Source organism: Hippea jasoniae, assembly GCF_000744435.1.
In the GTDB taxonomy this organism is placed as follows: Bacteria; Campylobacterota_A; Desulfurellia; order Desulfurellales; family Hippeaceae; genus Hippea; species Hippea jasoniae.
The window spans coordinates 206297-230931 of the sequence record NZ_JQLX01000012.1; the positions used below are offsets into that span (position 1 = coordinate 206297).

Annotated in this window: 25 protein-coding genes and 1 tRNA gene; 1 reads left to right on the top strand and 25 read right to left on the bottom strand. The window is 34.2% G+C overall.

Annotated features, from left to right (window positions below; translation table 11 throughout):
• Window position 1: 1 nt before the first annotated feature.
• From fliP to aroF, 12 genes are all read right to left on the bottom strand, one after another.
• Window positions 2-754, bottom strand: coding sequence for a flagellar type III secretion system pore protein FliP (gene fliP / locus EK17_RS04695; protein ID WP_084675083.1), 753 nt, complete (start codon window positions 752-754; stop codon window positions 2-4).
• Window positions 738-1058: a flagellar biosynthetic protein FliO gene (fliO, locus tag EK17_RS04700; RefSeq protein ID WP_051904431.1), complete on the bottom strand. Its 321-nt coding sequence runs from the start codon at window positions 1056-1058 to the stop codon at window positions 738-740. The genes fliP and fliO overlap by 17 nt, the downstream gene beginning before the upstream one ends.
• A complete protein-coding gene (locus EK17_RS04705) occupies window positions 1055-1339 on the bottom strand; it encodes a FliM/FliN family flagellar motor switch protein (protein WP_035587957.1) in 285 nt (94 codons plus the stop codon). Before EK17_RS04705 ends, fliO begins: the two co-directional genes overlap by 4 nt.
• On the bottom strand, window positions 1336-1920 hold the full coding sequence (locus tag EK17_RS04710) for a flagellar basal body-associated FliL family protein (protein ID WP_035587960.1): 585 nt from the start codon (window positions 1918-1920) through the stop codon (window positions 1336-1338). The genes EK17_RS04705 and EK17_RS04710 overlap by 4 nt, the downstream gene beginning before the upstream one ends.
• A gap of 41 nt (window positions 1921-1961) precedes the next feature.
• Window positions 1962-2969, bottom strand: coding sequence for an NAD(P)H-dependent glycerol-3-phosphate dehydrogenase (locus tag EK17_RS04715; protein ID WP_051904432.1), 1008 nt, complete (start codon window positions 2967-2969; stop codon window positions 1962-1964).
• Window positions 2953-3711 (bottom strand): type III pantothenate kinase, encoded by a 759-nt coding sequence (locus tag EK17_RS04720; RefSeq protein WP_035587964.1) that lies wholly within the window; start codon window positions 3709-3711, stop codon window positions 2953-2955. The genes EK17_RS04715 and EK17_RS04720 overlap by 17 nt, the downstream gene beginning before the upstream one ends.
• Window positions 3712-4932, bottom strand: coding sequence for a tyrosine--tRNA ligase (gene tyrS, locus EK17_RS04725; protein ID WP_035587967.1), 1221 nt, complete (start codon window positions 4930-4932; stop codon window positions 3712-3714). It lies immediately after the preceding gene.
• 9 nt (window positions 4933-4941) lie between these two features.
• Window positions 4942-7116, bottom strand: coding sequence for a vitamin B12-dependent ribonucleotide reductase (locus tag EK17_RS04730; RefSeq protein ID WP_035587970.1), 2175 nt, complete (start codon window positions 7114-7116; stop codon window positions 4942-4944).
• Window positions 7117-7125: 9 nt separating this feature from the next.
• Complete coding sequence (gene recJ, locus EK17_RS04735; protein WP_051904433.1) at window positions 7126-8835, bottom strand: single-stranded-DNA-specific exonuclease RecJ; 1710 nt, start codon at window positions 8833-8835, stop codon at window positions 7126-7128.
• Window positions 8835-10652: an argininosuccinate lyase gene (gene argH / locus EK17_RS04745; protein WP_051904434.1), complete on the bottom strand. Its 1818-nt coding sequence runs from the start codon at window positions 10650-10652 to the stop codon at window positions 8835-8837. Before argH ends, recJ begins: the two co-directional genes overlap by 1 nt.
• On the bottom strand, window positions 10645-11937 hold the full coding sequence (locus EK17_RS04750; RefSeq protein ID WP_035587973.1) for a homoserine dehydrogenase: 1293 nt from the start codon (window positions 11935-11937) through the stop codon (window positions 10645-10647). Before EK17_RS04750 ends, argH begins: the two co-directional genes overlap by 8 nt.
• Window positions 11938-12030: 93 nt before the next feature.
• Window positions 12031-13062: a 3-deoxy-7-phosphoheptulonate synthase gene (gene aroF / locus EK17_RS04755; RefSeq protein WP_035587976.1), complete on the bottom strand. Its 1032-nt coding sequence runs from the start codon at window positions 13060-13062 to the stop codon at window positions 12031-12033.
• 273 nt (window positions 13063-13335) lie between these two features.
• Here aroF and EK17_RS04760 point away from each other — a divergent pair.
• A tRNA-Ser gene (locus EK17_RS04760) sits at window positions 13336-13426 on the top strand.
• A 4-nt stretch (window positions 13427-13430) separates the two neighbouring features.
• Here the strand turns inward: EK17_RS04760 and EK17_RS04765 are convergent.
• From EK17_RS04765 to EK17_RS04825, 13 genes are all read right to left on the bottom strand, one after another.
• On the bottom strand, window positions 13431-15164 hold the full coding sequence (locus EK17_RS04765; RefSeq protein ID WP_035587984.1) for a polysaccharide biosynthesis protein: 1734 nt from the start codon (window positions 15162-15164) through the stop codon (window positions 13431-13433).
• Window positions 15142-16194, bottom strand: coding sequence for an aminotransferase class V-fold PLP-dependent enzyme (locus tag EK17_RS04770; protein ID WP_269557959.1), 1053 nt, complete (start codon window positions 16192-16194; stop codon window positions 15142-15144). Before EK17_RS04770 ends, EK17_RS04765 begins: the two co-directional genes overlap by 23 nt.
• A 43-nt stretch (window positions 16195-16237) precedes the next feature.
• Window positions 16238-16852, bottom strand: coding sequence for an HAD family hydrolase (locus EK17_RS04775; protein WP_035587990.1), 615 nt, complete (start codon window positions 16850-16852; stop codon window positions 16238-16240).
• The gene (locus tag EK17_RS04780) at window positions 16836-17777 is read right to left on the bottom strand and encodes an ATP-grasp domain-containing protein (protein WP_035587993.1); all 942 of its coding nucleotides are present in this window, start codon (window positions 17775-17777) and stop codon (window positions 16836-16838) included. Before EK17_RS04780 ends, EK17_RS04775 begins: the two co-directional genes overlap by 17 nt.
• Window positions 17764-18369 (bottom strand): sugar transferase, encoded by a 606-nt coding sequence (locus tag EK17_RS04785; protein WP_035587996.1) that lies wholly within the window; start codon window positions 18367-18369, stop codon window positions 17764-17766. Before EK17_RS04785 ends, EK17_RS04780 begins: the two co-directional genes overlap by 14 nt.
• On the bottom strand, window positions 18362-18904 hold the full coding sequence (locus EK17_RS04790) for a Uma2 family endonuclease (protein WP_035587999.1): 543 nt from the start codon (window positions 18902-18904) through the stop codon (window positions 18362-18364). Before EK17_RS04790 ends, EK17_RS04785 begins: the two co-directional genes overlap by 8 nt.
• The gene (locus EK17_RS04795) at window positions 18888-19976 is read right to left on the bottom strand and encodes a glycosyltransferase family 4 protein (protein WP_035588001.1); all 1089 of its coding nucleotides are present in this window, start codon (window positions 19974-19976) and stop codon (window positions 18888-18890) included. Before EK17_RS04795 ends, EK17_RS04790 begins: the two co-directional genes overlap by 17 nt.
• Window positions 19973-20608: a nucleotidyl transferase AbiEii/AbiGii toxin family protein gene (locus tag EK17_RS04800; RefSeq protein ID WP_084675084.1), complete on the bottom strand. Its 636-nt coding sequence runs from the start codon at window positions 20606-20608 to the stop codon at window positions 19973-19975. The genes EK17_RS04795 and EK17_RS04800 overlap by 4 nt, the downstream gene beginning before the upstream one ends.
• Window positions 20565-20858: a hypothetical protein gene (locus EK17_RS04805; RefSeq protein ID WP_035588005.1), complete on the bottom strand. Its 294-nt coding sequence runs from the start codon at window positions 20856-20858 to the stop codon at window positions 20565-20567. The genes EK17_RS04800 and EK17_RS04805 overlap by 44 nt, the downstream gene beginning before the upstream one ends.
• 77 nt (window positions 20859-20935) lie before the next feature.
• Window positions 20936-21361, bottom strand: a complete 426-nt coding sequence (locus EK17_RS04810; RefSeq protein WP_035588007.1) for a PIN domain-containing protein — start codon at window positions 21359-21361, stop codon at window positions 20936-20938.
• A complete protein-coding gene (locus tag EK17_RS04815; protein WP_035588009.1) occupies window positions 21336-21623 on the bottom strand; it encodes a hypothetical protein in 288 nt (95 codons plus the stop codon). Before EK17_RS04815 ends, EK17_RS04810 begins: the two co-directional genes overlap by 26 nt.
• Before the next feature lie 52 nt (window positions 21624-21675).
• Entirely contained in the window at window positions 21676-23469 is a 1794-nt protein-coding gene (gene asnB, locus EK17_RS04820) for an asparagine synthase (glutamine-hydrolyzing) (protein WP_035588011.1), read from the bottom strand.
• 17 nt (window positions 23470-23486) lie between these two features.
• On the bottom strand, window positions 23487-24623 hold the full coding sequence (locus EK17_RS04825; protein ID WP_035588013.1) for a hypothetical protein: 1137 nt from the start codon (window positions 24621-24623) through the stop codon (window positions 23487-23489).
• Window positions 24624-24635: the final 12 nt, after the last annotated feature.

Consider the following 24635-nt stretch of genomic DNA (forward strand, 5'->3'; position numbering starts at 1 on the left):
TTCACCTCATAAAGCTTTTAAAGAGAGACATAACGACAAGATTCCAGCCATCTGCAAGCACAAATATTAATAATTTAAACGGTAGAGAAATCATAATAGGTGGTAGCATCATCATTCCCATACTCATCAAAATACTTGAAACCACCATATCGATAATTAAAAACGGTATATAGATTAAAAAGCCTATCTCAAAAGCCGTTTTTAGCTCACTGACTAAAAAAGCAGGTATTAATATCCCCATCGATAAGGATTGTGGATTTTTTGGATTCTTTTTGTGGGCTATACGCAAAAACAGAGCAATATCCTTCTGCCTTGTTTGTTTGAGCATAAATGTTTTTAGCGGTGTTGTGGCTCTGTAATAAGCCTCCTGAAGCGTGATTTGATTTTTTTCAAGCGGTAGGTATGCGTTGTAATAGATGGCGTTTATCTGTGGAGTCATGATAAAAAATGTTAAAAAAAGGGCAATACCTATAAGAATCTGATTTGGCGGCATCTGCTGTGTGCCAAGCGCCTGCCTAAGTATGGCAAGCACGATAATAATCCGTGTAAAGGATGTCATCATTATAAGAATTGAAGGTGCAAGTGCAAGAACCGTTAAAATTACCAAAAGCTTTATCGATGTTGCTATGGTTGTTGGATTATTGGTCGCAGGAAGCGTTATGTTAAGAGAAGGTGCTACAACATTTTGCGAAAAAACAATTGAAGGAATAAGAATTGCTGTAAATATAATTGCAAAACTAATCGTTTTCTTCATTATCAAGCTCTTTTAAAAGGGTTATGTTATCTGCTATGCCTATAAGTAGCTCTTTTTTATCTATCTCAACAATGGCAAGTGAATGTTTGTTATCCAGATAAAGCCTCCCCTTTAGCCTTAATCTACCCGATGAAAGTTTTGATGGTGAAGAGATTTTTTTTAAAAGATAGAAAAAAACAACTATAACACCCAAAACAAGTATCAGACTGCCTAAGGCTTTAAGCGTATAGCTAAAATAGCCAACACCCTCAGCAAAGGCATCGCAGGGGAAAAAGAGAAATAAAACAAAAAAGAGTTTTTTCATTTTACATTGAGTTCCATCAGGTCATCTTTTGAATAGATATTTGTAATTCTTATGGCAAATTTGTTGTCCAGAACGATAACCTCGCCTGTTCCCAGAGGTTTATTCTCTATATCGATGTTTATATACTCACCTGCCATTTTGTTTGTTTCAACTACATCCCCTTCTTTCCAGTTTAAAAGGTCTCTGATTGTTACTTTTGCTGTTGCCAGATCAAAAATTAGCTTTAGAGGAATATCGTAGTATTTTTCAAATTCTTTTTTTATCTCTTCAGCTTTTTTCATTGTATTATAAATGTCAAAAAGTATATTTTTCTTACTACAGGCCTATGCAGTGCCCTATTGATTGCAGTCATTAGCTCATTTTTCAATTCTTCTTTGCCAGAAATAGACAGTAGATCGTCGGATGTTTTCGATGAAAGGACGGTTATTATTGTATCTTTTATAACAGCATCCTGGAGATTTATACCGGTTTTGTTTTCTTCGCCTTCTTCTTTTTTTTCCTCCTTTTTGGCTACGGCCTCAAGAAGCACAAGTTTTATTTTTAAATATCTATCACCGCCCACATCAGCAAGGTTTACAATTAGCGGCCCAACAACAACAGGTGTTAGATTTGCTTCATTAACATATTCACCCCCGCCATATTCAGGCTGAGGTTGGGGCGGTGGTTCTTCCTGTTTTTGATGCTCAACCTGTTTTTCTTTTGGTTTGGCTTCTTCCGTTTTTTTACCGCCCAATACAAACATCTTTACAGCAACACCTGCCACTATAAGTACAACAACCGCAACGATTATAATCAGCAGCTTACCTTTTGATTTCTTTTTGCCGCCTTCGTTTTCTTTTGCTTCTTCTTTTTCCTTTGCCATATCTGACTCCTTTTTTATTAATTAGTTAACATAAAATTGCTTTAAAGTAAATAATTTTCTTGTTTTTTTGGTCTACTCATCAGTGCTGATATGGCATTTAATGGATTTTTGTTTTCAAATAAAACCTCATAAACCTCACTACAGATAGGCATTTCTATATTGTGTTTTTTACTGAACTCTTTAACTGCCAATACAGTTGATACACCCTCTGGCACCATTTGCATGCTATTCAGTATATCGTCTAATTTTTCACCTTTTGCAATCCTTAAACCCACCTGTCTATTTCTGCTTAAGCTGCCCGTGCATGTTAAGATTAAATCTCCTATACCTGCAAGTCCGTTGAATGTTTGCTCATCTGATCCAAATGCCAATCCCAATCGTTTCATTTCAACCAAAGCCCTTGTAATCAGACTCGCCCTTGCATTAAAACCCAGACCCAGGCCATCACTAACACCGCTTGCGATCGCCATTATATTTTTTAAAGCCCCACAGAACTCAACACCCACAACATCTGAAGATGTATACACCCTGAAGTAATTTCTGAAAAAGAGTTTTTGAAAAAATTCTGCAAGCTCTAAATTAACCGATGCAACAACAGTTGCGGTTGGTAGTTTCTTTGCAACCTCTACTGCAAAATTGGGTCCGCTTAAAACAGCGATTCTTTCATTTTCTATTCTTAAGGTTTCTGATATGATTTGGGAGGGTCTTTTGAATGTTTTGGTTTCGATGCCTTTTGAAAGCGATATAACATAACTGCTTTTATTCAGGATTTTGCCTGTTAATACCGACCTTATAAATTTTGTTGGAATTGCTATTACAATAATTTCGCTTTCTTTGAATAGCTTGTCTATATTATTTGTGTAGTTAAGGTTTTTGTTTAGTTGTATATCTTTCAAATAGATATTGTTTATGCCTGTTTTCTTTAATTGTTCTAACAGTTTTCTGTTTCTTACAAATAGCTTAACATCGTTGTTTTCTGCTAATAAATCGGCTATGGTTGTTCCCCAGCTTCCAGCACCTACAACACCGATTTTATACATTTTTTTCATAAATAACCTTTAGTCCAAACAGCGTAAGGTATGGCCTGAAGTGGTTTATCTCTGATAGGTGTCTATAAAAAAGTGCGCTCTCACCACCTGTTATAACAACGGTGCAGTTTGTTTGCATCTCCTTTTTGATTCTTTTAATCATCCCCTCAATCATTGATAGGTATCCGTAAAACAAACCCGATTGAATACTTCTAAGTGTTGTTCTACCTATAACAGTCTGCGGTTTTTCTATAGGAACGCGGGGTAGTTTGGCTGTTTTTTCAGCTAAGGCATCAGCTGAAATATTGATACCCGGAGCTATTGCCCCACCGATATATTCACCTTTTTTGCTTATCACATCAAATGTTATGGCAGTTCCTGAGTCTATAACAATCAAGGCGTCTTTGAACTCCTCATAAGCGCCAACGGCATTGACAATTCTATCTGCTCCAACCTCCTGAGGGTTGTGGTATAAAATAGGCATTCCAGTCTTTATACCCGGTCCAACCTCAAGCGGTTCAATATCAAAAACGATCTTTATGGCGTTTTTAACAAGTGGTGTTATCTGGGGCACTACAGATGAGATGATTGCTCCTTCAACCTTTTTGTTTAAGCCGTATAGATTGAAGAGGTTGTAAAAGTTTATGCAGTATTCATCCTGTGTGAGTTTTTTGTTTGTGCTGAGCCTAAAGTTCAAAAATCTATCATTTAGAAATACTCCAATTACGATATTGGTATTGCCTATATCAACCGCAATCAACATCTACTCAATCTCCACTTTTGCAATCTTTTTCTTGCCAACTTTTATGATATAGCTGCCTTTTTCTAATTTAAGATTTTCATCGTTGATTTTCTTTTTGTCTATGGAAACAGCGTTTGATTTTATCAATCTTTTAGCCTCAGATGTGCTTTTCGTAAAGCTTATATCCTTAAGGAGTCTGCATATCCAGATATTTTCATCTTCCAATTTGTAGTTGATGGTCTGTAGATTTTCTGGTATATCGCGCTTTGAAAAGACCTCTTCAAAATAGCGCTGAGCTAAATCGGCTGCCTCTTTTGAGTGAAATCGAGCCGTTATCTCAAAAGCAAGCAGTTGCTTGGCTTTTTTGGGATGGAGTTTGCCATCTTCAACATCCTGTTTAATTTTTTTGATCTCCTCTATGCTTCTGTCGCTTAAAAGCTCATAGTATCGCCACATCAGCTCATCAGAAATCGACATGATTTTACCATACATATCGTTTGGTTTTTCTGTTATACCCACATAGTTACCCAGCGATTTGCTCATCTTTTGAACACCGTCAAGTCCCTCCAAGATAGGCATCATAAGCACTGTTTGAGGCCTTTGACCGACAAGTTTTTGTAGATGTCTGCCTACAAGCAGGTTAAACTTCTGATCGGTGCCTCCAAGCTCAACATCAGCTTCCAATGCCACTGAATCATAGCCCTGAAGCAGAGGGTATAAAAACTCATGTATAGAAATCGGTTTATTAGCTGCAAACCGTTTGGCAAAATCATCCCTTTCAAGCATACGAGCAACGGTCATTGTGGATGCAAGTTTTATTAGATCAACAGCTGAAAGTTTCTCACACCAGCTTGAGTTATAGACTACCTTTGTTTTTTTCTCATCAAGGATTTTAAAAATCTGCTCTTTGTATGTTTGAGCGTTTTTTTCTACTTCTTCCTTTGTCAAAGCTTTTCTTGTTTCGCTTTTACCTGTTGGATCACCAATCATGCCTGTAAAATCACCGATTAAAAAATAAACCTCATGGCCTAAATCCTGAAACTGTTTGAGTTTTTGGATTAAAACCGTATGGCCTAAATGCAAATCGGGTGCTGTTGGATCAAATCCTGCCTTAATCTTTAAAGGTTTATTTTTTTGCAGGCTATCCTTTATTTTTTCCTTTAATTCTTCTTCATCTATGATTTCAGCTGCACCGCGTTTAATAATTTCTAACTGTCTTTTTACCTCTTTTTCTAAATCCATCTTACCTCCCTAACCGCATCGCGAATATCCACAGTTTCTGCAAACTGCGCATCCTTCAACAATCTCAAGAGGAGAACCACATTCAGGACACTCCTCACCTGCTAATTTTTTTGGTTCAGCAGGCTTTGCGTCGTGATTGAGGAAATGATCCCTCAACACCTGAGCAATAGCATCGGGCACAGATTTTATCAACCTGCCGTTGCTCCAGATGGGTTGAGCGCCCGTTATACTGATAAGCGTATTGATTATGCTTTTTACATGAACACCGTTTTGTAGAGCAATTGATATGAGTCTGCCTATTGCTTCACTGAGAGCAGATATATCACCGCCGGATTTGCCTATATTTGCAAACACCTCAACAGGCTCACCATTAACCGTATTGACTGTTACATAAAGTGTTCCGCGGGATGTTCTTATCTTTTCTGTAAATCCAGTTAAAACCACAGGTCTAACAAAACTATCTGCTATTTTTTGTTCCTTTTTGGGTGTAACAAGCACCTGATCGACTCTTGAGCCATCTCTGTAGACTGTAATGCCTTTTAAGCCCTTTTTGTATGCATAGTTATAAGCCTCTTTTACATCATCTACGGTAACTGAATTTGCCATATTAATTGTTTTTGAAACGGCGTTGTCTGTGTATTTCTGAAATGCAGCCTGAATATCTATGTGCGCTTTGTATGAAATATCCATAGCTGTCACAAAGAGCTTTTTAACATCCTCAGGAATTTCTTCAATACCCTTTAGGCTTCCCCTATTGTCGATAATTTTTTCTGACAAGGCATCTGAATAAACCCCTCTTTCCTTCAATATATTGAACAGCCTCTCATAAACATACGGTAGCCGTTTGCCATCCAGAACCTGTTTGTAGTAGGCAAGTGCAAATATTGGTTCTATGCCGCTTGATGCATCAGCTATCATGGATATTGAGCCTGTTGGAGCTATTGTGGTTGTTGTTGCGTTTCTCATAGGTATTTCGTCTTTTGCATAAACACTGTATTTGTAATTGGGGAAATTACCCCGTTTTTCTGCAAGTTCGCTGGATGCCTTTTTGGATGTTTCTTGAATAAATCTCATAACCTCTTCGGCAGTTTTTACAGCCTCCTGTGAATTATAAGGGATACCAAGATCAATTAAAAGGTCTGCAAAGCCCATAACACCAAGGCCGATTTTTCTGTTTTTCTTTGTATTTTCCTCTATTTTTTTGAGTGGATATTTATTTACATCAATAACATTATCCAAAAAATGCACGGCTATTTTGACAACCCTTGCCAGACTGTCAAAGTCTATTGCTTTGTTTTTTACAAATTTACCCAGGTTTATAGATCCAAGATTGCAGCTTTCATAAGGCAGAAGCGGCTGTTCACCGCAGGGGTTTGTGCTTTCTATTATCCCCACCTCTTTTGATAAGGGGTGTTTTTCATTTATTCTGTCTATAAAGATTATACCTGGCTCTCCGTTTTTGTGCGCACCTTTTGCTATTTCATCCCACACAAAAGAAGCTTTGAGCTTGCCTGTTGCCTCACCGTTTCGAGGATTTACAAGCTCGTATTCTTCGTCGTTTTCAAGCGCCTGTAGAAATTTATTTGTTATGGCAACAGATATATTGAAATTGCTGAATTCCCCCTCTTTTTCTTTGCAGTGGATAAAGTCAAGGATGTCTGGATGATCTACCCTTAAAATGCCCATATTTGCGCCGCGTCTTACGCCTCCCTGCTTGATTGCCTCTGTTGCGCAATCAAAAACCTTCATAAACGAAACAGGCCCGCTTGACACGCCCATCGTTGAGCTGACTATGTCGTTTTTTGGCCTTAGACGGGAAAAAGAGAATCCTGTGCCGCCACCAGATTTGTGGATTAAAGCGGTGGCTTTCACAGCATCAAATATGCTTTCCATGCTATCATCAATCGGAAGAACAAAACAGGCGGATAACTGACCCAGCGGTCTTCCAGCATTAACGAGGGTGGGTGTATTGGGTAGAAATTGCAACTCACTCATTATCTCTTTAAACTCTTCGTATGTTTTTTGAATCTCCTTTTCATCAGAGGTGTAGAGTTTGTCGGCATCTGCTATAGCTTTTGCCACCCTATCTATAAGCTGATCGGGTGTTTCTATAATGTTGCCTTCTTGATCTTTTTGCAGGTATCTACTTTTTAATACAACCAATGCATTTTCGGATAATCTCACAACAACCTCCTAATCTAACTTAAAAACATCTTTTATATTAAAAGACACATAACCGTTTTTCATATAAGCAGTATAAACAACATCGTAGATACCGCCAACATCAAGCTGTAGCTTATCGAAACTAACCATCCATAAACTTGCAGTTCCATCATCAAGAAGGTATCGTGGATAGCGGTTTAATATCATTGTTTTATTTTTAACGATTACATTCTGAGTAAAAAAAAGCGGCTCTTCGTTTAGCGGGCCAAACGGCTCAAGCAACGACAGTTCCTCAACAAATTTTTTTGAAAATATATTGAAGTTTGATAGGCAATCTATGTTAAGTGTAGAAATGGTGGCCTCTTCTGGATATTTCTCTTTTATTATATCGTTTATGTTTTCGTAGAATTTATCAATGTTTTTTGTCTTTATTGTTATACCAACGGCCATTTTATGGCCGCCGAATCTTTCAAGTAGATGGGATGTTTCCTTGATAATACTAAATAGATCGATATCGCCAAAACTTCTGCCGCTTCCAATGGAAAACTCACCCTCTTTTGCTATTATTATCGATGGTTTTTTATGCCTGTAGGCGATGGCGTTTGCCACTATTCCAATCAAACCCCTGTGCCAGCCTTTTTTGGCGGCTACAATGATTCTACTTGATGAGTTGCAAGCGAGCTTATCAACCTCTTCTATTATCTGATTTTGCAGCCTTCTTCTTTCGTTGTTGATCTGCTCAAGCTTTTCTGCTATGAGTTTTGCCTCCTCCATATTGTCGTTTGTAAACATATCTACAACAATGGATGCATCGGATAATCTACCTGCTGCATTTATCCTCGGGGCAATAACAAAACCCACATGTCTTGATGTGAGATTACCCTCAATGCCAGAAACCTTCTTCAAAAGCTCAATACCCGCTGTTGAATGTTGTTTATTAAACAAACCTATTTTTACGCAAACCCTGTTTTCATCTAAAAGCGGCACTATATCGGCTAAAGTGCCAAGTGCTACAAGGTCAAGGTATTTTTTCAGGTTGGGCTCTTCTTTGTTTGTAAAAAATCCCTTTTTTCTCAGTTTATTTCTTAAGGCCATTATAAGGTTGAATGCAACACCAACGCCTGATAGCTCCTTAAAAGGAAAACGGGAGTTGTTTCTTTTAGGATCTATTACTGCAAATGCGTTGGGCAGTATATCCTGCGGCTCATGATGGTCTGTAATTATGACATCGATACCAACAGTTTTTGCAAACTCTACCTCATCTATACTTGTGATGCCGTTATCCACTGTTATTATTAAAGATGCCTTGCTTTCTATTGCCCTTTTGATAGCCTCAACGCTTAAACCGTAGCCATCCTCTCTTGTTGGAATGTAAAAGGATGCATTAATGCCAATCTCTTTAAGAAACATCAAAAGCAGGCTTGTTGCTGTAACGCCGTCTGTGTCGTAATCGCCAACAATTAAAATATTCTCCCTTTTGCCAATAGCTCTAATAATTCTATCAACGGCAATATCCATATCCTCAAGTAAAAAGGGATTGTATAGCTGATTTAGAGAGGGAAAAAGAAACTCTTTAATCTGTTTTGCGCCTGTGATGTTTCTGTTTTTTAATATCCTTCTTGTTGCATCAAATAGCGTTAGCTGCCCTACCCTTACGGGAATATTTTTTAAACATTCATCCAAGATATTGAGTTTTTTTATCTCGCCTGTGATGCTTTTGGCTGTTTTTGTTTTTGACATTATAGTCTGCTAAAGTAGTCTTTTAAAATATCTTCATGATCAAAAACTATTGGCTGAGGTAGATTGTCTTTATCAAATAAACCTATTTCAAGTGCATCGTCTGAAGCCTTTGGTGTTCCTTCTGCCTTTGCCACAAAAACAGTTGTTATTGTGTGGTTTCTTGGGTCTCTGTCTGGTTTTGAATAGACACCCAAAAGGGATTTTAGCTCAACATCAAGCCCGGTCTCCTCTTTTGCCTCTCTTACTGCTGCATCTTCTGCAGATTCACCGTAGTCTATATATCCGCCGGGTATTGCCCAGCCAAAAGGCTCATTCTTTCTTCTAATTAATACAATTTTGTTGTCAACCTCAATAATTATGTCAACCGTTGGTATGGGATTTTTGTAGATTTTTACAGGGTATCCACACCTTGGACATTCGACCCTGTCATTTATATCAGGCTGTTTTAATTCACTTTTGGCTTTTTTTATCATATTTTTAACATTTTCTCTTGCTGTGCCGCCGTAGCTTGTTCTTGAGTCAACAGCCTTTTTGTAGGATAAAACATCTATGATATCGCTTTCGATAAGCTCAAAAAACCCTTTTAGTTCGTCTATGCTTAACTGATGGAGCTGTTTGTTTTGTTTTTCTGCATAAGCTACGATCTCTCCAACAATTCTGTGTGCTTCCCTGAAAGGCAGGCCTTTCTTGGCCAGGTAGTCTGCCACATCGGTTGCTGTTATGTAACCTTTTTGAAGCGATTTTTCCAGCGATTCAGATTTTGGTTTTATCTTTGGTATAAAACCTATCAAAATATCCAGGATTCCCATTATTGTGTCTGTTGAATCAAAGAGCGATTCTTTATCTTCCTGCAGGTCTCTGTTGTATGTTAAAGGCAGTGCCTTCATTAGTGTTAGCATCTGGATGAGATTGCCGTAGGTACGAGCCGTTTTGCCTCTAACAAGCTCCATTGCATCGGGATTTTTTTTCTGCGGCATAATGCTTGAGCCTGTGCAGAATTCATCCGGCAATTCAAAGAAATCGAATTCACTTGTTGAAAAAATAACCATCTCCTCGGCAAAACGGGACGCATGCATAGCGCAGATTGCCACATCGTTTAGATACTCTATTGCAAAATCCCTGTCAGATACTGCATCCATTGAGTTATTTGAGATCTTTGAAAATTTTAATTTTTCAGCTACAAACCTTCTGTCAATAGGAAAACTTGTGCCAGCTAAGGCTCCACTTCCAAGTGGCAAAACATCTATCCGTTTGATTGTATCTAAAAATCTTTCACGATCCCGTTTAAATTTTTCATAATAAGCCATAAGGTAGTGGGAAAAAAGAACCGGTTGTGCATGCTGAAGATGCGTAAAGCCAGGCATTACAACATCGATATATTTTTCTGCCAACTCTACAATCTCTTCAAGCAGTTTTTTTAATTTATCTGAGATTTCTACTGTTGCATCGCGCAAAAAAAGCCTTATATCTAAAGCAATCTGATCGTTTCTGCTTCTTGCTGTATGGAGTTTTCCACCAACCTTTCCCACAATTTCGATGAGTTTACGCTCAATATTCATGTGGATATCTTCATCCTCTATGCGAAAATCAAACTCACCCTCATCGATCATGTGTTTTATTTTTCTCAAACCCTCTATTATTGTGTTAGCCTCTTCTTCTGTTATGATACCTGCTTTTGCAAGCATCTGGGCATGAACAATCGAGCCAGTGATGTCGTATTCATACAACCTTTTATCAAAACTGATCGATTCTGAGAATCGCTCCATTGTGGTATCTGTAGATGTAGAGAATCTACCACCCCAGAGTTTCTTATTCATCGTCAACCCTCACAAGCAATACAGGCTCTTTAACAAAATTAAACTTTTCTATGATTGAAAGTGCCTGTTTGATGGCTGATTCTTTGGCTGTATGCGTAAATACGATCAACGGCACCCACGCTTCATCCCTGTTTGGTTGAATAACGCTTTTTATACTGATGTCAAACTCGCCTAAAATGCCAGCGATCTTTGAAAGCACGCCCGCCTGATCCTTAACAGTAAACCTCAAGTAATAGCTCATTTCTAAATCGTCTATGTTTTTGATAGGTCTTTTTTTGACATAATTGAAAGGAAAAGCCATTAACGGCACGCGCAGATTTGTTTTGTTGTTTATGTTTCTTGCAATATCCATAATATCTGCAACAACTGCGCTTGCTGTAGGCAGGCTTCCTGCACCCTTTCCTATATAAATAGTTTCATCATCCATATCGGTTTTAACCTTGATTGCATTAAACTCACCCTCTGTTTTGGCTAAAATATCACCTTTTTTGACCATTGTGGGATGAACTCTGACATCTATTTTTCCATCCGTGAGGCTTGTGATACCCAATAGCTTTATTCTATAACCCAGTTCATCGGCAAATTTTAAATCAAGCAGACTGATTCGTTTGATACCTTCTGTATAAACATCTGCTACCTTAACATTATCTCCAAATGAGATTGAGCTCAGGATTGCCATTTTATGGGCTGAATCGATGCCTTCAATATCAAATGTAGGATCAGCTTCGGCAAACCCTTTTTTTTGTGCATCCTTTAGTGCATCATCAAACGACATCTCATTGTTAAACATTTCAGATAAAATGTAATTGCATGTGCCGTTAACAATGGCTTTGATCGATATAATATTGTTTGCTGCCAATGATTCTTTTATGGCTTTTATGATGGGTATGCCACCAGCAACGGATGCTTCATAACCCACATCAACCTTATTTTCAAAAGCCTTTGAGAAAATCTCATAACCGTATTCGGCAAGTAGAGCCTTATTTGCTGTAACCACGCTTTTCTTTTTATCAATCGCTGATAGAATAAAATCCTTGGCAGCGTCTATCCCGCCAATAAGCTCAACGATTATATCGATATCGTCAGAAAGCAACTCATCAAAGCTGTTTGCAATCTTTCCTTCAACAAGATTCTTTACTTCATCTTTGATGCTTTTTGCATAAACCTTCTTTAAAACAAGCTCAAAACCCAGCCTTTTTTTAATAATTTCACTGTTTTGTGTTAAGATTTTAACAACGCCGCTTCCAACAGTTCCAGCGCCTATCAATCCAACATTGATTGCCATAGCCTACCTTCCTTTGCATCAAAGTTTCATCTCGATAATATAAAATTTATGTCAAACAATGTCAAAAATTTAGTTTTTATTCTTTAAAAATTTCTATTGAATTACCTTACCCACAACAGCTGCTATCTTTTTAATATCCTCCATTAGTTCACAGAACTCCTCAATTGTTAACTGCTGGGCTGCATCTGAAACGGCTATGGCTGGGTTGTAGTGCACCTCAATTAACAGACCGTCAGCTCCTGCTGCTATTGCTGCCCTTGCTAAAGCCGGTACATACTCCCTTTTGCCTGCAGCATGCGATGGATCTATTATAACAGGTAGATGTGTTTCCTTTTTTAATACGGGAACAGCTGATATATCCAGTGTGTTTCTTGTTGCTGTTTCAAAGGTTCTTATGCCTCGCTCACACAGAATTACATCGGCATTTCCCTCGCTCATAACATATTCTGCACTCATCAAAAATTCCTGAATAGTTGTTGCCATACCTCTTTTTAGAAGCACAGGCTTGTCTGTTTGGCCAACAAGCTTCAATAAAGAGAAATTCTGTATATTTCTGGCCCCGATTTGCAGTATGTCAGCGTATTTTAAAACCACATCTAAATCCTTTGGATTCATAACCTCTGTTACGATGGGCATATTCGTCTTTTCACCGGCTTCTTTTAAAAGTTTTAAGCCTTCTTCGCCAAGCCCCTGAAAGGTGTAGGGTGATGTTCTTGGCTTGAATGCACCGCCCCTTAAGATATGAGCTGAGCATTTTTTTATGCCTGTTGCTGTTGTAAGCATCTGTTCTCTATTTTCCACAGAGCAGGGTCCTGCCATCATGGTAAAATTCTCACCGCCGATTTTTATTCCTTTTACATCGATTATCGTATCGTAGTCTTTGTTTTCTCTTGATGCTAATTTGTACGGTTTTGAAACCCTGTGAACACTATCAACTGCTTTATCTAAAGAAAAAACAGCAACCGGGTCTATTTTTTCTATCTTTTTGTCTATATCCCCTATAACACCTATGATTGTGCGTCTGCTACCCTTAGAGATGTGAGCTTTTAACCCTAACTCTTCAATCTTTTGTTTTAGCCGTTCTACATCCTCATCCTTTGAACTTTTTTTCGTTACGATAATCATAACAACACCTCCTAAAAAATTTCGGCCAATAAAAAAAGCCGTTTGGATCGACCATCCCCTGGAGGATAGCCTATCCAAACGGCTCAACAAAAAGCCTTACAAATAGACTACCCCCCTCCTCCAAACCAATAGTAATAAAAGCTAAAGTTATGGGAAACAAAGAAAGCTACATTCATCATAGTGCAGTCTTAATACCACATATGTTTAAAAAAAGCAAGTAAAAAATTTGACCTTACAATTGACTAAAAGGGGTGTTTTTGTTATAAGGTCTGCGGAGAGGTGGCCGAGTGGTCGAAGGCGGTTGACTCGAAATCAACTGTGCGATTTTTTCGCACCGCGGGTTCGAATCCCGCCCTCTCCGCCATTGTCTATGTTTTTTGAGTCATTATCTCCACACCAAGCTCTTTGAGTTTTAACAGAATTTCCTCTTTATTATGCAATTTCACAAGTTCATTTATTCCTTTTTCTAAATACCCTATGTCAACTGTTTTTGTTTTAGCTACAAGTATAGATTCATACTGGGTTTTTCTGTCTGCCTCGTTTACAAGCAGCTCCTCAAACAGCTTTTCCCCTTCTCTTAAGCCTGTAAACACTATTTGACTCTCATCCTTTCCATAGATTTTCAACATTTTTTTAGCAAGCTCCACTATCTTTACAGGCTCTCCCATATCAAGGATAAAAATCTCACCACCTTTGCCTATGCTTGCAGCCTGCAAAACCAACTTACATGCCTCAGGTATGAGCATAAAATAGCGCTTAACCTCTGGGTGTGTGACTGTCAGGGGCTTACCCTCCTCTATCAGTTTTTTAAATTTGGGAACAACGCTGCCGCTGCTGTTTAGGACATTTCCGAATCTTACGCTCACAATTTCTGTTTTCCCTTTAAAATTTTGAGCATATAACTCACACAGCCTTTTTGTTGCCCCCATAACACTTGTTGGCCTCACAGCCTTGTCTGTTGAGATCAAAACGAACTTTTTACAGTTATACTTTTCTGCTAACTCTATTGTGTTTTTTGTTCCTATTATGTTGTTTATTACAGCTGAGCGGGGATTTTCTTCACACAGCGGCACATGTTTATATGCTGCTGCATGGATAACAATATCGGGTGAGTATTCTTTAAATACTCTCTCAAGTTCTTGTTTGTCCACTACATTTACGAGTTTGCCTTCTATTTGAGGTAGCTCTTCTTTGATTTTGTATAGATTAAACTCGCTTGCTTCAATAACCACAACTTTTTTTGCCTTAAAAAATACACACTGGCGAACAAGCTCGCTGCCTATACTACCTCCGCCACCTGTTATAAGAATCGTTTTATCTTTAACAAATTCTGATATGGCTCTTTGGTCTAAATCACGGGGTTTCCGAGACAATAAATCTTCAATGGACAACTCCCTTATTATGTTGGAAAAGGGATTGTAAATTTTGATGTCCTCTATATTTTTATCTTTTAGTAGTTCAAAGAGTTGATTTAGTTTATCAGGCGGTAGTTGTTTTGTAATTATAGCTGTTTTAATATTTTCCGGTATGCTTTTTATATCCCTTACCTTAAATCCAAAAAAATAGCTTCCTATTGTTTCTTTGCTTTCATCAAATACACCTACAACATTAAAGGGAAAATCCTGTTTAAAGATCGTTGCAGCTTTGTCGGATACGCCTATTATTATAGCAGGAGGCTTATTTTTTGTATTGTTTTCTAAAAAGAGTCTTTTTGAAATCCTAAAAAAACCTATAAAAATAAAGCTCAAAACAAAATCGATTAATATTGCACTTCTTGGATAAGGCAAAAAAAAGTTTCTAAAAAAAAATATAATCATAAAGCCGTATATATATGCAGCTATTAAGGCGATGGTTAGCTCTTTTAGCTCAAGTAAGGAAAAATATCTCCAGCTTACAAAATATAACCTGAATGTGTAGAGAAAGAGTATCTTTAAAATAGCAAAAACAAAAAAAATCTTGGTGAATGAGTGGTAAAAATCTACGGGAATATGGAAGTTAAATCTCAAAAGATAAGCTGTGTATAGTGAGACAAAGGAAAGCAGAAAATCACCGATTATAAAAAAGATGGCGCGTGTTGTTTTAGACTTTTTTAATAAGTTCACAGATTCGTTTCACCTCCTCAAAACTTAAGGCTGTGCCACTTGGCATACATAAACCTTTTTTAAAAAACGACTCACTTTTTCCGTTTATATAGGCTTTTGCTGATTTAAATACAGGTTGTAGGTGCATTGGTTTCCACAGTGGTCTTGTTTCTATGTTAAAATTTTTTAAATATTCAAGTACTTTTATAGGGTTTTTATCTTTAAACAGACAGGTTGTAAGCCACCTATTTCCGTATGCGTTTTTAATTTCTGGCATAAATTCAGCGATTTCGCTTAAGTTTTGTGAATAAATTTTAAATATCTCCCTTTTTTTTCTGATCCTTTCTTTTAATACCTCAACCTGACCAAGCCCTATTGCTGCCAACACATTGCTCATTCTATAATTGTAGCCTATTTCTTTGTGCTCATACCAGTATTCATTTTCCTTTGCCTGTGAGGCTAAAAACCTTGCCTTTTCAATCCATTCTTTGTTGTTGCTTACAAGAATTCCACCTCCGCCTGTTGTTATAATCTTGTTACCGTTAAAACTATACACACCAAAATGTCCAAAAGTGCCTGTGTGTTTGTTTTTTAGTGTTGCTCCTAAGGATTCTGCTGCATCCTCTATCACATACACGCCGTATTTTAAAGCCAAATTCATGATCTCGTCAATTTTGGCAGGTTGACCATAAAGATGTGTTACAATAATAGCTTTTGGTTTTTCTTTTTTGATGGCTTCCTCAACAAGATTCGGGTCTATATTCCAGCTTTCATCGCTATCTATAAAGATTGGCTCTGCGTTCTGGTATAAAATAGGTGCAACAGAGCCTATAAATGTAAATGTTGATGCAAGAACTTTGTCACTGCTTTTGATATTTAGTATTCTCAAAGCAAGATGTATGGCTGCTGTACCACTTGATAAAGCCACGCTGTATTTAGCTTTTGTATAGTTGCATATAGCATGTTCAAATTTCTCAATAAACGGCCCAACCGGTGCAATGTAGTTGCTTTCAAAAGCTTCTTTTACATATTTTATCTCATTTTTCCCCATATGAGGAGGAGAGAGAAAGATTTGTTTAGGCATTCTGCTTTTCCTATATTTTTAATGTATTGTAAATTTCTTCTAAATTTAGAATTTCAAAGTCAGCGTTGTTTTCTATGTTAGAATATATACCTCTTTTATTTTTTAATCTGATTGTTATCCACGATAATCTTTTTGGTATTGTAAAGTCTTTTTGAGGATTATCACCTATATACACATATTCATCGTTAGGAAAAAGTTTCATTACTTCTAAAAAAGGTTTGACTTCAAGTTTGTGGGAATGTAGGAAATCAGAAAAAATTGGTTTTTTAATATATAAATTCAAGTTGAGAGCATAAAATTTGTTTTTTTGCATAATATAGTGACCATCTGTTATTAAAGATATATTACACTTAATACGTCCTAAAATATTGGAAGCATCTTCTCTGAGTGAGATTTTTGGCTTGTGAAATCTATATATCTCAATGAGTTTTTGAAGTGGTATAGAAATTTTGAATCTATCTATGAGTTTATTGAAAATTTTACCACTACCTGCTTTTAAAAATTCTTCCCACATAAAATCAAAATAGTGACTTGATCCTAAATACTCACTTATTTCTAAGAAACCACTTTTTACAAAATCAATTTCATCGTATAAGGTGTCATCAAGGTCAAATACTATTACCATCTACTAACACCTCGGCATCATATCTAAGCATAATGAGATTATCTTTCCACTCTTCAGTGTAGGTTAAATTTTTGCCTAAAAAATCATCAATCAGCATTTTTGCCATATCAGCACCAGCTAAATAGCTTAAAGGGTATCCACCACCAAAGCGTGGATTTATTTCAATAAAGTAAATTTCATCGTTTTTTAAAAAGAGTTGTGTAGTTATAACACCATATGCTCCTATCAGTTTCTTAGATAATTTTTTTATTTCCTTTAATATTGTGGGGTTTTTAGAAGTTCTGGCTTTTTCAACCTCACCGCACCTTACTTTAATTCTTTCTCTTGGCACAGCACAAATTAAATTACCTTTTCTATCAAAAAACATGTCAACAGTATACTCTTGCCCCTCGATAAACTCTTGAAACACATATTCTTTGTTTTTTAATAGCAAAATTTCAGCTTCTTGATGGTTGATAACTATAGTAGCACCTTGAGAAGATGATGAATTATTGAGCTTTGCAAAAAGTGGATATTTTGCTTTAAGAAAATCAATTATAATCTCAGGTGTATTAAAGGCGTTTTTTTTAAAAAAATCGTATGTTTTAGTTTTTAAAGAAAAAGTATCACACAAACTTTCTTCTGAAATTGCTATGGATATGCCTTCATGTTCAAAATCTTTTTTAAATTTTGCTAAAACTGGCAACTCTGGATCTATTGTAGGTACAACTATATTAATACCTTCCTTTTTACATATATCTAAAAGAGTATTTATATAATCTGTAGAATTAACAGGTGGTACTTTAAAACTAAAATCCGCTATATGACAAGCCGCACTGAATTCTGGTATATTATCGCAGCAGTAAACTATAGCATGCTTTTTAAAATTATTTACAAGACTAACCCTTCTTCCTGCACTTGTTATCAAAACTTTAATTTTCTCCATTAAATTTCTCCATGGTTGTGTTGGTGTTTTGATACACACCCTCTTTTTTTATAACCTTTTGTAAAGTCCATAGCAATATTTTTATATCCAAACAGAAACTTACATGGTTTACATAAAATACATCATACTTAAATTTTTTTCTCCAGCTGATGGCATTTCTACCTTTTACTTGAGCAAGACCCGTAATGCCGGGCTTAACATCATGCCTCTTTCTCTGCCAGCTTTTGTATAAAGGTAAATACTCAATCAATAGTGGTCTTGGTCCAACAAAACTCATGTCGCCTTTCAGGACATTAAATAGCTGAGGTAGCTCATCTATACTTAAGTCTCTTATAATTTTACCAAATCCTTTAAGTCTATCTTTGTCCGGCAAAAGGTTTCCCTGCTTATCCTTTTCATTGGTCATTGTTCTAAATTTATATATTTCGAAGATTTTTTCCTTATATCCCGGGCGCTTTTGCTTAAAAATAATGGGTCTTCCATCCCATAAATAAATTCCTATTACGACTATTAACATAATAGGAGAAAAAATAATAATTAAAATTGTAGCTAAAACCTTATCCAGTAAGGGTTTAAAAAAATTTCTATACATTTTTGTATCGTTTAAAAACCTTATAAAAATCTATTTTAGGATTACACTTAATGTCGTTAAATTCTATTGTTTCTTCAAAAAAATCTCCTAATTTTGTATATTTAAAATCTATTAATTTATAAACTTTTGCTTTTAACTCGCCTGGATATACAATTATATAATATTTAACTTTTTCTTTTTCATATAACTCAAATTTTATTTTTTCATCTCTATAAGCTGTTGAGGCTGAAATAATCTCAATCACAATTTCAGGCGCTTTTGAAATATAATCTGGGTTTTCATCATTACATACAACTGCAATGTCTGGTCTTAAAACAGTAAATTCACTTATTTTATAATCTTGCTCGATTACAACCTCACACTCTTTACAATTTTCCATAAAATTTTCTAACATTCCCGCAATTCTTACACTTAAATTTTGATGTTTTTTAACAGGACTCGGAGTCATGGCATAAGCCACTCCATCAATTAACTCCCATTTCCCTTCCCACAATTTATAATCATCATACGAATAAGTCTCATGAACTAACGCCATTTAATACCTCCTTATAAATTTCTAAATATTTACTAACTACTACTTTTATATCAAATTCACTAACTGCTTTTTTTCTTGAATTATCCCCCATTTTTTCTCTTAGATTTTTATCATCGATTAAAACTTCTATTTTTTTTGCTAAACTTTTGTGATCTTTTATTGGTACTAAAAATCCGTTAAATCCATCATCTACGACTTCTCTACACCCAACTGCATCAGTTGTCACTATCGGTTTAGACATAGAGGCTGCCTCAAGCAGGGTTCTTGGTATTCCTTCTCTATAGCTTGGCAGAACAAAAATATCACACTTTTCTATTAAGTTTTTTATGTCGCTTCTAAAACCTAAATATTTAACATTTTTCCAATCAGGCTTAAAGGTATTTTTATTACCTCTATCAATATCACCTGCATACCAGAATTCTGCCTTATCTTTTAAAATCTCAGCTGCTTTTATATACTCTTCAACTCCTTTATCTTTTAAAACCCTTGCTACCATTAAAACCACTGGTTTTTTATTTTTAGGCCTATTTTTACTAACCCACTCCTTTGTATCAATGCCACTACTTTTTATCAAAACTGCTTTTTTACTATTAACCAGCCCTTTTTCAACAAAATAATTTAAATCATCACTGTTTTGAAAAATAACTTTTTTTGCTTTTTTTGAAGTTATCTTATATAAACTCTCAATTACTTTTCTAATTTTTTTTGATTTTAAATCGTTATAAATAAAGAAACTCCCAAGCCCTGTTATTGTTTGAATATAGTTTTTGGTATCACTAAATGCCCCATAAATATTTGGCTGATGAGTAAAAGAGTGTAGAATATCTGAATTTATGTTTTTTACAACTTCATTTATATTTTTTATTGTTTTTATTGCATTTAGTGGATTTAGTGAGCCTCTAATTGTTTTATATTCAACCGCTTTTATCCCATAATGTTTAAACTCATCAAAAACTTCACCTCGTGGAACAATAGCATAAACTTCAACTCCACGACTTACTAACTCTTTCATAATAGGAAGTCTAAAAAGATACAAATTTAAATCTAAATGGCTAAGAAAAGCTATTTTCATAGATGAAATTCTTTTTTAATTTTTGTTTCAAAATGTTTTCTAATGTCTTTTAAAGATACCTTTTTGGCAGGTTTTAGGTATTCAATATCTTCATCATCAATATCGTCAATAAACAACAATGCAGCAATGAACAGTTTTTTATTTATGCCTTGCAATATATTTCGAGAAAACTCATATAACTCATTTAGAGTAAAGTATTGAGATAAAAAATATAGGTCGTAATAATCTCTATATTTTGCCCTTAAAAAAAGGGTATTGATTTTCATTACTGCAATATCTTTTAATGATGCCACATTGAAATTTGAGATTTCCTTAGGCTTAAGAAAATTCCATCCTGCATTAAAAAATGTTACTTTGACTCCATCAAGAAATATATCAATCTGCTCATCACTAATGTTAACTATTTCTTTTTCACTGAAAGGAGTTAAGATTTCCCTTAATTTATTAATATTAAAATTTTCTTTGTGAAAAGTAAAAAAATCTAAATCCTCGCTTATCCTATGACATAATCTTAAAGTTAACGCACTGCCTCCAACAAGCACGAAATTACTCATATAATCATAATTTATAAGTTTTTTCAAAACATTTTCAGTGTTCTTTGATAGACAATGAAATTTTAAATCTTTTTTCATTTAATTTTCTTAGATAATCTGTTTCAATATCCATATTAAAAAATACTCTTGCAAGCATGAGATTGATTTTTATAAACCTTTTATCATCTGCCATTGTTTTAAACCATATATACTGTATTTCATCTTTTCTGTATCTCTTAAACAATTCTAAAATATCATCAAAATCTCCATATTTTAAAATATGCTCTATCACTGTTACTTTATTTACCTTTGAGTTTTTACTAAACCAGAATAATCTTTTTTTTATCATGCTTTTTTCTTGTTTTTGCCTTGTACACCAATCTTAAAAGTAAATGCTATACATAACTTTCTTGTTTCTCAGATTTCTTAAAAAACCTTTATAAATTCTTCACTTTTCATTATTTTAATTCCACAATTGTAAAATTTTTTATCATTTGTAATAAGAATTTCGCATTTATTTTCTAACACACACAAACACTGCAACACATCTTCAAAGTCAACCTGATTTTTTATCGAAATCTTAATAGCTTTTTTTATTAATTCTCTACTGTATGAATATACATACCAATTTTTAACAATATAATCTAAAAACTTTAAAACATTTATTTTATCTGTTACAATATAATAAATTGTTGTAAGCATGTTTTCACTAATAACAACTTCAATTTTATTATTATAAATAATTTCTATTATCTTTTTTGCGTAATGATGGTATTTTCTTGTAGTATCAATGATGTCAATTATTATATTTGTGTCTAAAAATACTCTATTTATCCGTGTATTTTTTTGCATGAATTATCCTTAACTCTTTTTCTGATAAATTTGTAGTATCTCCATCTGCAATTCCTGCAAATCTTAGAATTTCATCAATTTCTTTTTTCTTTTTCTCTTCAATTACTTTTCTAACTATATCTCTAATTTCATTAACATACCGTCCAGAAACAATAATCCCTTTTATCTGGTGAGTTTTTTTATCTTCAATTTCAATATAGTCATATCTGTCAATAGCGCTAAAATTTTTTGTAATTTCTCTAATTCCCATTTTTTTAATCATATATTACTCCTTGTCCAACTTTAAATTAATGTACAACATAAAAATTTATCTGTCAAATATTTTTCTTCCATACCTCAAGAGTAAACATTATCCATAACATTTTTGCTCTTTTTTCTTCTGCTATTTTTATCTTTTTTTCAAGGAGTTTATCAATAAATTTTCTTTCAATAAAATTTTCTGAAAAACACCCTTTGTTCAAATAATCAAATATAACTTCTCTTAATTCATTATTCACCCATTTTTTTAATGGAACTTCAAAACCTCTTTTTGGCTGAGTTATTAATTTTTCTGGAAGATATCTTTTAGCAAGCTTTCTTAAAATATACTTTGTTGTAAATCCATTTATTTTAAAATTATCCTGAATTTGTGGAGCATATTCAAGGAAATACTTGCTTAAAAAAGGACTTCTTCCCTCCAAAGAATTGCTCATTGTTGCAATATCCATTTTAACAACAAGGTCACTTACAAGATTTAATTCAAAATCAAGTAGCATTACTTTTGAAAGAGGCGTAAAATTTTTATGCATTATTTTTTTTATATAATCATCAAGTTTACTGATAATTTGACTATTAAAAGAATAAAAATCCTCAAAAATATCATTTAAAAAGACATTATAAAAATTAATACCCTTTTTTTTTGAAAGCCTTAAAAGTCTATAGATAAACATTTTTATTCCACGACTTTCTGGGGTAATTAAATTTTGTAAAAACGAAAAATACTTTGCAAAATTTATCCAGTTATTTGCAATTGGAACATACCTTCTGTATCCAGCAAACAGTTCATCTGCACCATCACCATTTAGAATAACCTTTACATACTTTCTTGCTTGTCTGCTCACATAATAGCTTGGGATTGCAGATGAATCAAAAAATGGCTTGCCATAATTTAATAAAATCTTTTCTATATCATTCTTTAAATCCATTGAAATTTCAATAATTGTGTGCTTTGTGGAATATTTTTTTGCGACAAGCTCTGCAAGAGAACTTTCGTCGAGATTTCCTTCTATTTTTACAGTAAAAGTTCTAATATTTGTAAATTCACTTGCCTTTGCAACAATTAAACCGCTATCTATTCCTCCACTTAAAAAAGCACCAACCTCAACATCACTTGCAAATAACCTATTTTTAACAGATTGAGTTAATTTATCATCAATTTCATCAATAATTTCATTTTCTTTTTTAGAAAATTTATTCGTATAAAATTTTTCAATATTAAAAAACTTTCCTTTTTTTATAAAAAAATTATTCAAATTTATTTCCATCCATGTTCCATTTTCAAGCTCAAAAATATCTTTGTAAGGAGTGTAAGGCTTATAAAAAAAACCAGTGGATAGATACTGATTGATTGCATCATAATTTATTTCAGGATTTAAAATCTTCTGCAACACTTTTAGTTCACTTGCAAAAGCAAATTTTTTATCTTTGATGTAGTAATATAATGGCTTTTTACCAGCTCTATCTCTTGCTAAAAACAAAGTTTTTCTATTTTTATCATAAATACAGAATGCAAACATTCCATCAATTATGTCAAACATGTCTTTATTCTTTTTTAAATAAAGATAAAGAAGAGTTTCAGTGTCAGAATTTGTCTTGAATTTAAATTTTTTAAGATAATTTTCTCTTATTTCAAGATGATTGTAAATTTCCCCATTGAAAATAATAACAAAATCTTCAAAAATGAAAGGTTGTTTGCCATATTGAATATCCTGAATTGCAAGACGGGTATGAACAAGAGCTAAATTATCATCAATAAATTCACCATTATCATCAGGTCCTCTATGGTGAAGCAGCTTTTTTGATCTGTTAATATCAGCAGAGATATTACAAAAACCGGCTATTCCGCACATATACCGTAGAATAAGATTTATTGTAATTGTTTATTGTGACTAAATATATAATACATTATTGCCAAGATAACCCAAAATGTAAAATGTCTGCCAATAAAGTGGAAAAGAGAAAGTGATAATAGTCCAATACCTACGCCTGATCTGTATATTTGTCTGTTTTTTATTGTATACACAATATATTTTACAATTATGTAATAAATATAGGTTGCAAATACAACTCCAAATCTTACAGAAAAATCCAAAAATGTATTGTGAACTTCACTGCCGCTAAATGGTTTAACTATACCCGAAAAAGAACCACTTCCTAATCCAGCAAAAGGAGAGTAGCTTAGAGCTTTGATACCATTTACAGTTAAATATAATCTATTAAAAGTACCATCATCGGCTTTCTTCCATAATTCAACAAGAAAATCTAAATGCTGTAAAGATAAAGCAATTGCAATTACAAAGAAAAAAATTGTTATTATAAAAGTAGTTTTGTTGTAAGTTAGCAAAAACAATATTACACATGAAACAAAGGCTAAAAAAACAGCTAAATAAAAGGCATCGCTTTTTGTAAAGTAAACAATAAAAATTATTATTGTGGTTAGTGTAATGTTGTTTATAAAATTTGCTTTTTTAAGATTAATATCTTGCCAGAGTAGGAATATCATAAAAAAACCGTATATAGCAACTTGATTGGGATTTATAGCAAAACTATCAAATCTATATATATTCCACATATAATAGTTTTTACCACATAGCGTTACAATGATGTTTAATGCAATAAAAATAATAGCAGAAAAAATACTGATTTTTCTTAAGTTAATTTTATTGTTATTTAGATATAATAGAGTTGCCAAAAAAATTAAAAATGCCATAATATAACCGGGTATATAATGCGGATATAAACAGCATAAATGTAGAAATTTGTAATTTAGTAATGTCATTAGTGGATTTACAAATATAATAATTATAGGTATAAAAAACATTATAAACATATCATTTTTAATATTAGAATGCTGATATAGCGAGGCAAATTTTTCCCTAAAAATTGCCATTAAAACTATAACTAAAAAAGATATCTCAGATAACCCAATTAAATGCATAACTCTTAATTTTGTGCAAAAACCTGTGGCTATACCTACACTGTATAACAAAGTTATAATGTCCATCCTATCCTCCAA

What these genes read in the sequence shown, in the direction of transcription:
- EK17_RS04775 (WP_035587990.1), bottom strand. Translation starts at nt 16,852, where the DNA reads ATGGTAATAGTATTTGACCTTGATGACACCTTATACGATGAAATTGAT.
- EK17_RS04705 (WP_035587957.1), bottom strand. Translation starts at nt 1,339, where the DNA reads ATGAAAAAAGCTGAAGAGATAAAAAAAGAATTTGAAAAATACTACGAT.
- tyrS (WP_035587967.1), bottom strand. Translation starts at nt 4,932, where the DNA reads ATGGATTTAGAAAAAGAGGTAAAAAGACAGTTAGAAATTATTAAACGC.
- fliP (WP_084675083.1), bottom strand. Translation starts at nt 754, where the DNA reads ATGAAGAAAACGATTAGTTTTGCAATTATATTTACAGCAATTCTTATT.
- EK17_RS04810 (WP_035588007.1), bottom strand. Translation starts at nt 21,361, where the DNA reads ATGCAAAAAAATACACGGATAAATAGAGTATTTTTAGACACAAATATA.
- EK17_RS04805 (WP_035588005.1), bottom strand. Translation starts at nt 20,858, where the DNA reads ATGATAAAAAAAAGATTATTCTGGTTTAGTAAAAACTCAAAGGTAAAT.
- aroF (WP_035587976.1), bottom strand. Translation starts at nt 13,062, where the DNA reads ATGATTATCGTAACGAAAAAAAGTTCAAAGGATGAGGATGTAGAACGG.
- EK17_RS04825 (WP_035588013.1), bottom strand. Translation starts at nt 24,623, where the DNA reads ATGGACATTATAACTTTGTTATACAGTGTAGGTATAGCCACAGGTTTT.
- EK17_RS04790 (WP_035587999.1), bottom strand. Translation starts at nt 18,904, where the DNA reads ATGGCGTTAGTTCATGAGACTTATTCGTATGATGATTATAAATTGTGG.
- EK17_RS04780 (WP_035587993.1), bottom strand. Translation starts at nt 17,777, where the DNA reads ATGGAGAAAATTAAAGTTTTGATAACAAGTGCAGGAAGAAGGGTTAGT.
- EK17_RS04720 (WP_035587964.1), bottom strand. Translation starts at nt 3,711, where the DNA reads ATGTTGATTGCGGTTGATATAGGCAATACCAATATCGTAATTGGAGTA.
- recJ (WP_051904433.1), bottom strand. Translation starts at nt 8,835, where the DNA reads ATGTCAAAAACAAAAACAGCCAAAAGCATCACAGGCGAGATAAAAAAA.
- EK17_RS04795 (WP_035588001.1), bottom strand. Translation starts at nt 19,976, where the DNA reads ATGAAAATAGCTTTTCTTAGCCATTTAGATTTAAATTTGTATCTTTTT.
- asnB (WP_035588011.1), bottom strand. Translation starts at nt 23,469, where the DNA reads ATGTGCGGAATAGCCGGTTTTTGTAATATCTCTGCTGATATTAACAGA.
- fliO (WP_051904431.1), bottom strand. Translation starts at nt 1,058, where the DNA reads ATGAAAAAACTCTTTTTTGTTTTATTTCTCTTTTTCCCCTGCGATGCC.
- argH (WP_051904434.1), bottom strand. Translation starts at nt 10,652, where the DNA reads ATGAATAAGAAACTCTGGGGTGGTAGATTCTCTACATCTACAGATACC.
- EK17_RS04800 (WP_084675084.1), bottom strand. Translation starts at nt 20,608, where the DNA reads ATGAAAAAAGATTTAAAATTTCATTGTCTATCAAAGAACACTGAAAAT.
- EK17_RS04785 (WP_035587996.1), bottom strand. Translation starts at nt 18,369, where the DNA reads ATGTATAGAAATTTTTTTAAACCCTTACTGGATAAGGTTTTAGCTACA.
- EK17_RS04710 (WP_035587960.1), bottom strand. Translation starts at nt 1,920, where the DNA reads ATGGCAAAGGAAAAAGAAGAAGCAAAAGAAAACGAAGGCGGCAAAAAG.
- EK17_RS04715 (WP_051904432.1), bottom strand. Translation starts at nt 2,969, where the DNA reads ATGAAAAAAATGTATAAAATCGGTGTTGTAGGTGCTGGAAGCTGGGGA.
- EK17_RS04750 (WP_035587973.1), bottom strand. Translation starts at nt 11,937, where the DNA reads ATGGCAATCAATGTTGGATTGATAGGCGCTGGAACTGTTGGAAGCGGC.
- EK17_RS04770 (WP_269557959.1), bottom strand. Translation starts at nt 16,194, where the DNA reads ATGGGGAAAAATGAGATAAAATATGTAAAAGAAGCTTTTGAAAGCAAC.
- EK17_RS04815 (WP_035588009.1), bottom strand. Translation starts at nt 21,623, where the DNA reads ATGATTAAAAAAATGGGAATTAGAGAAATTACAAAAAATTTTAGCGCT.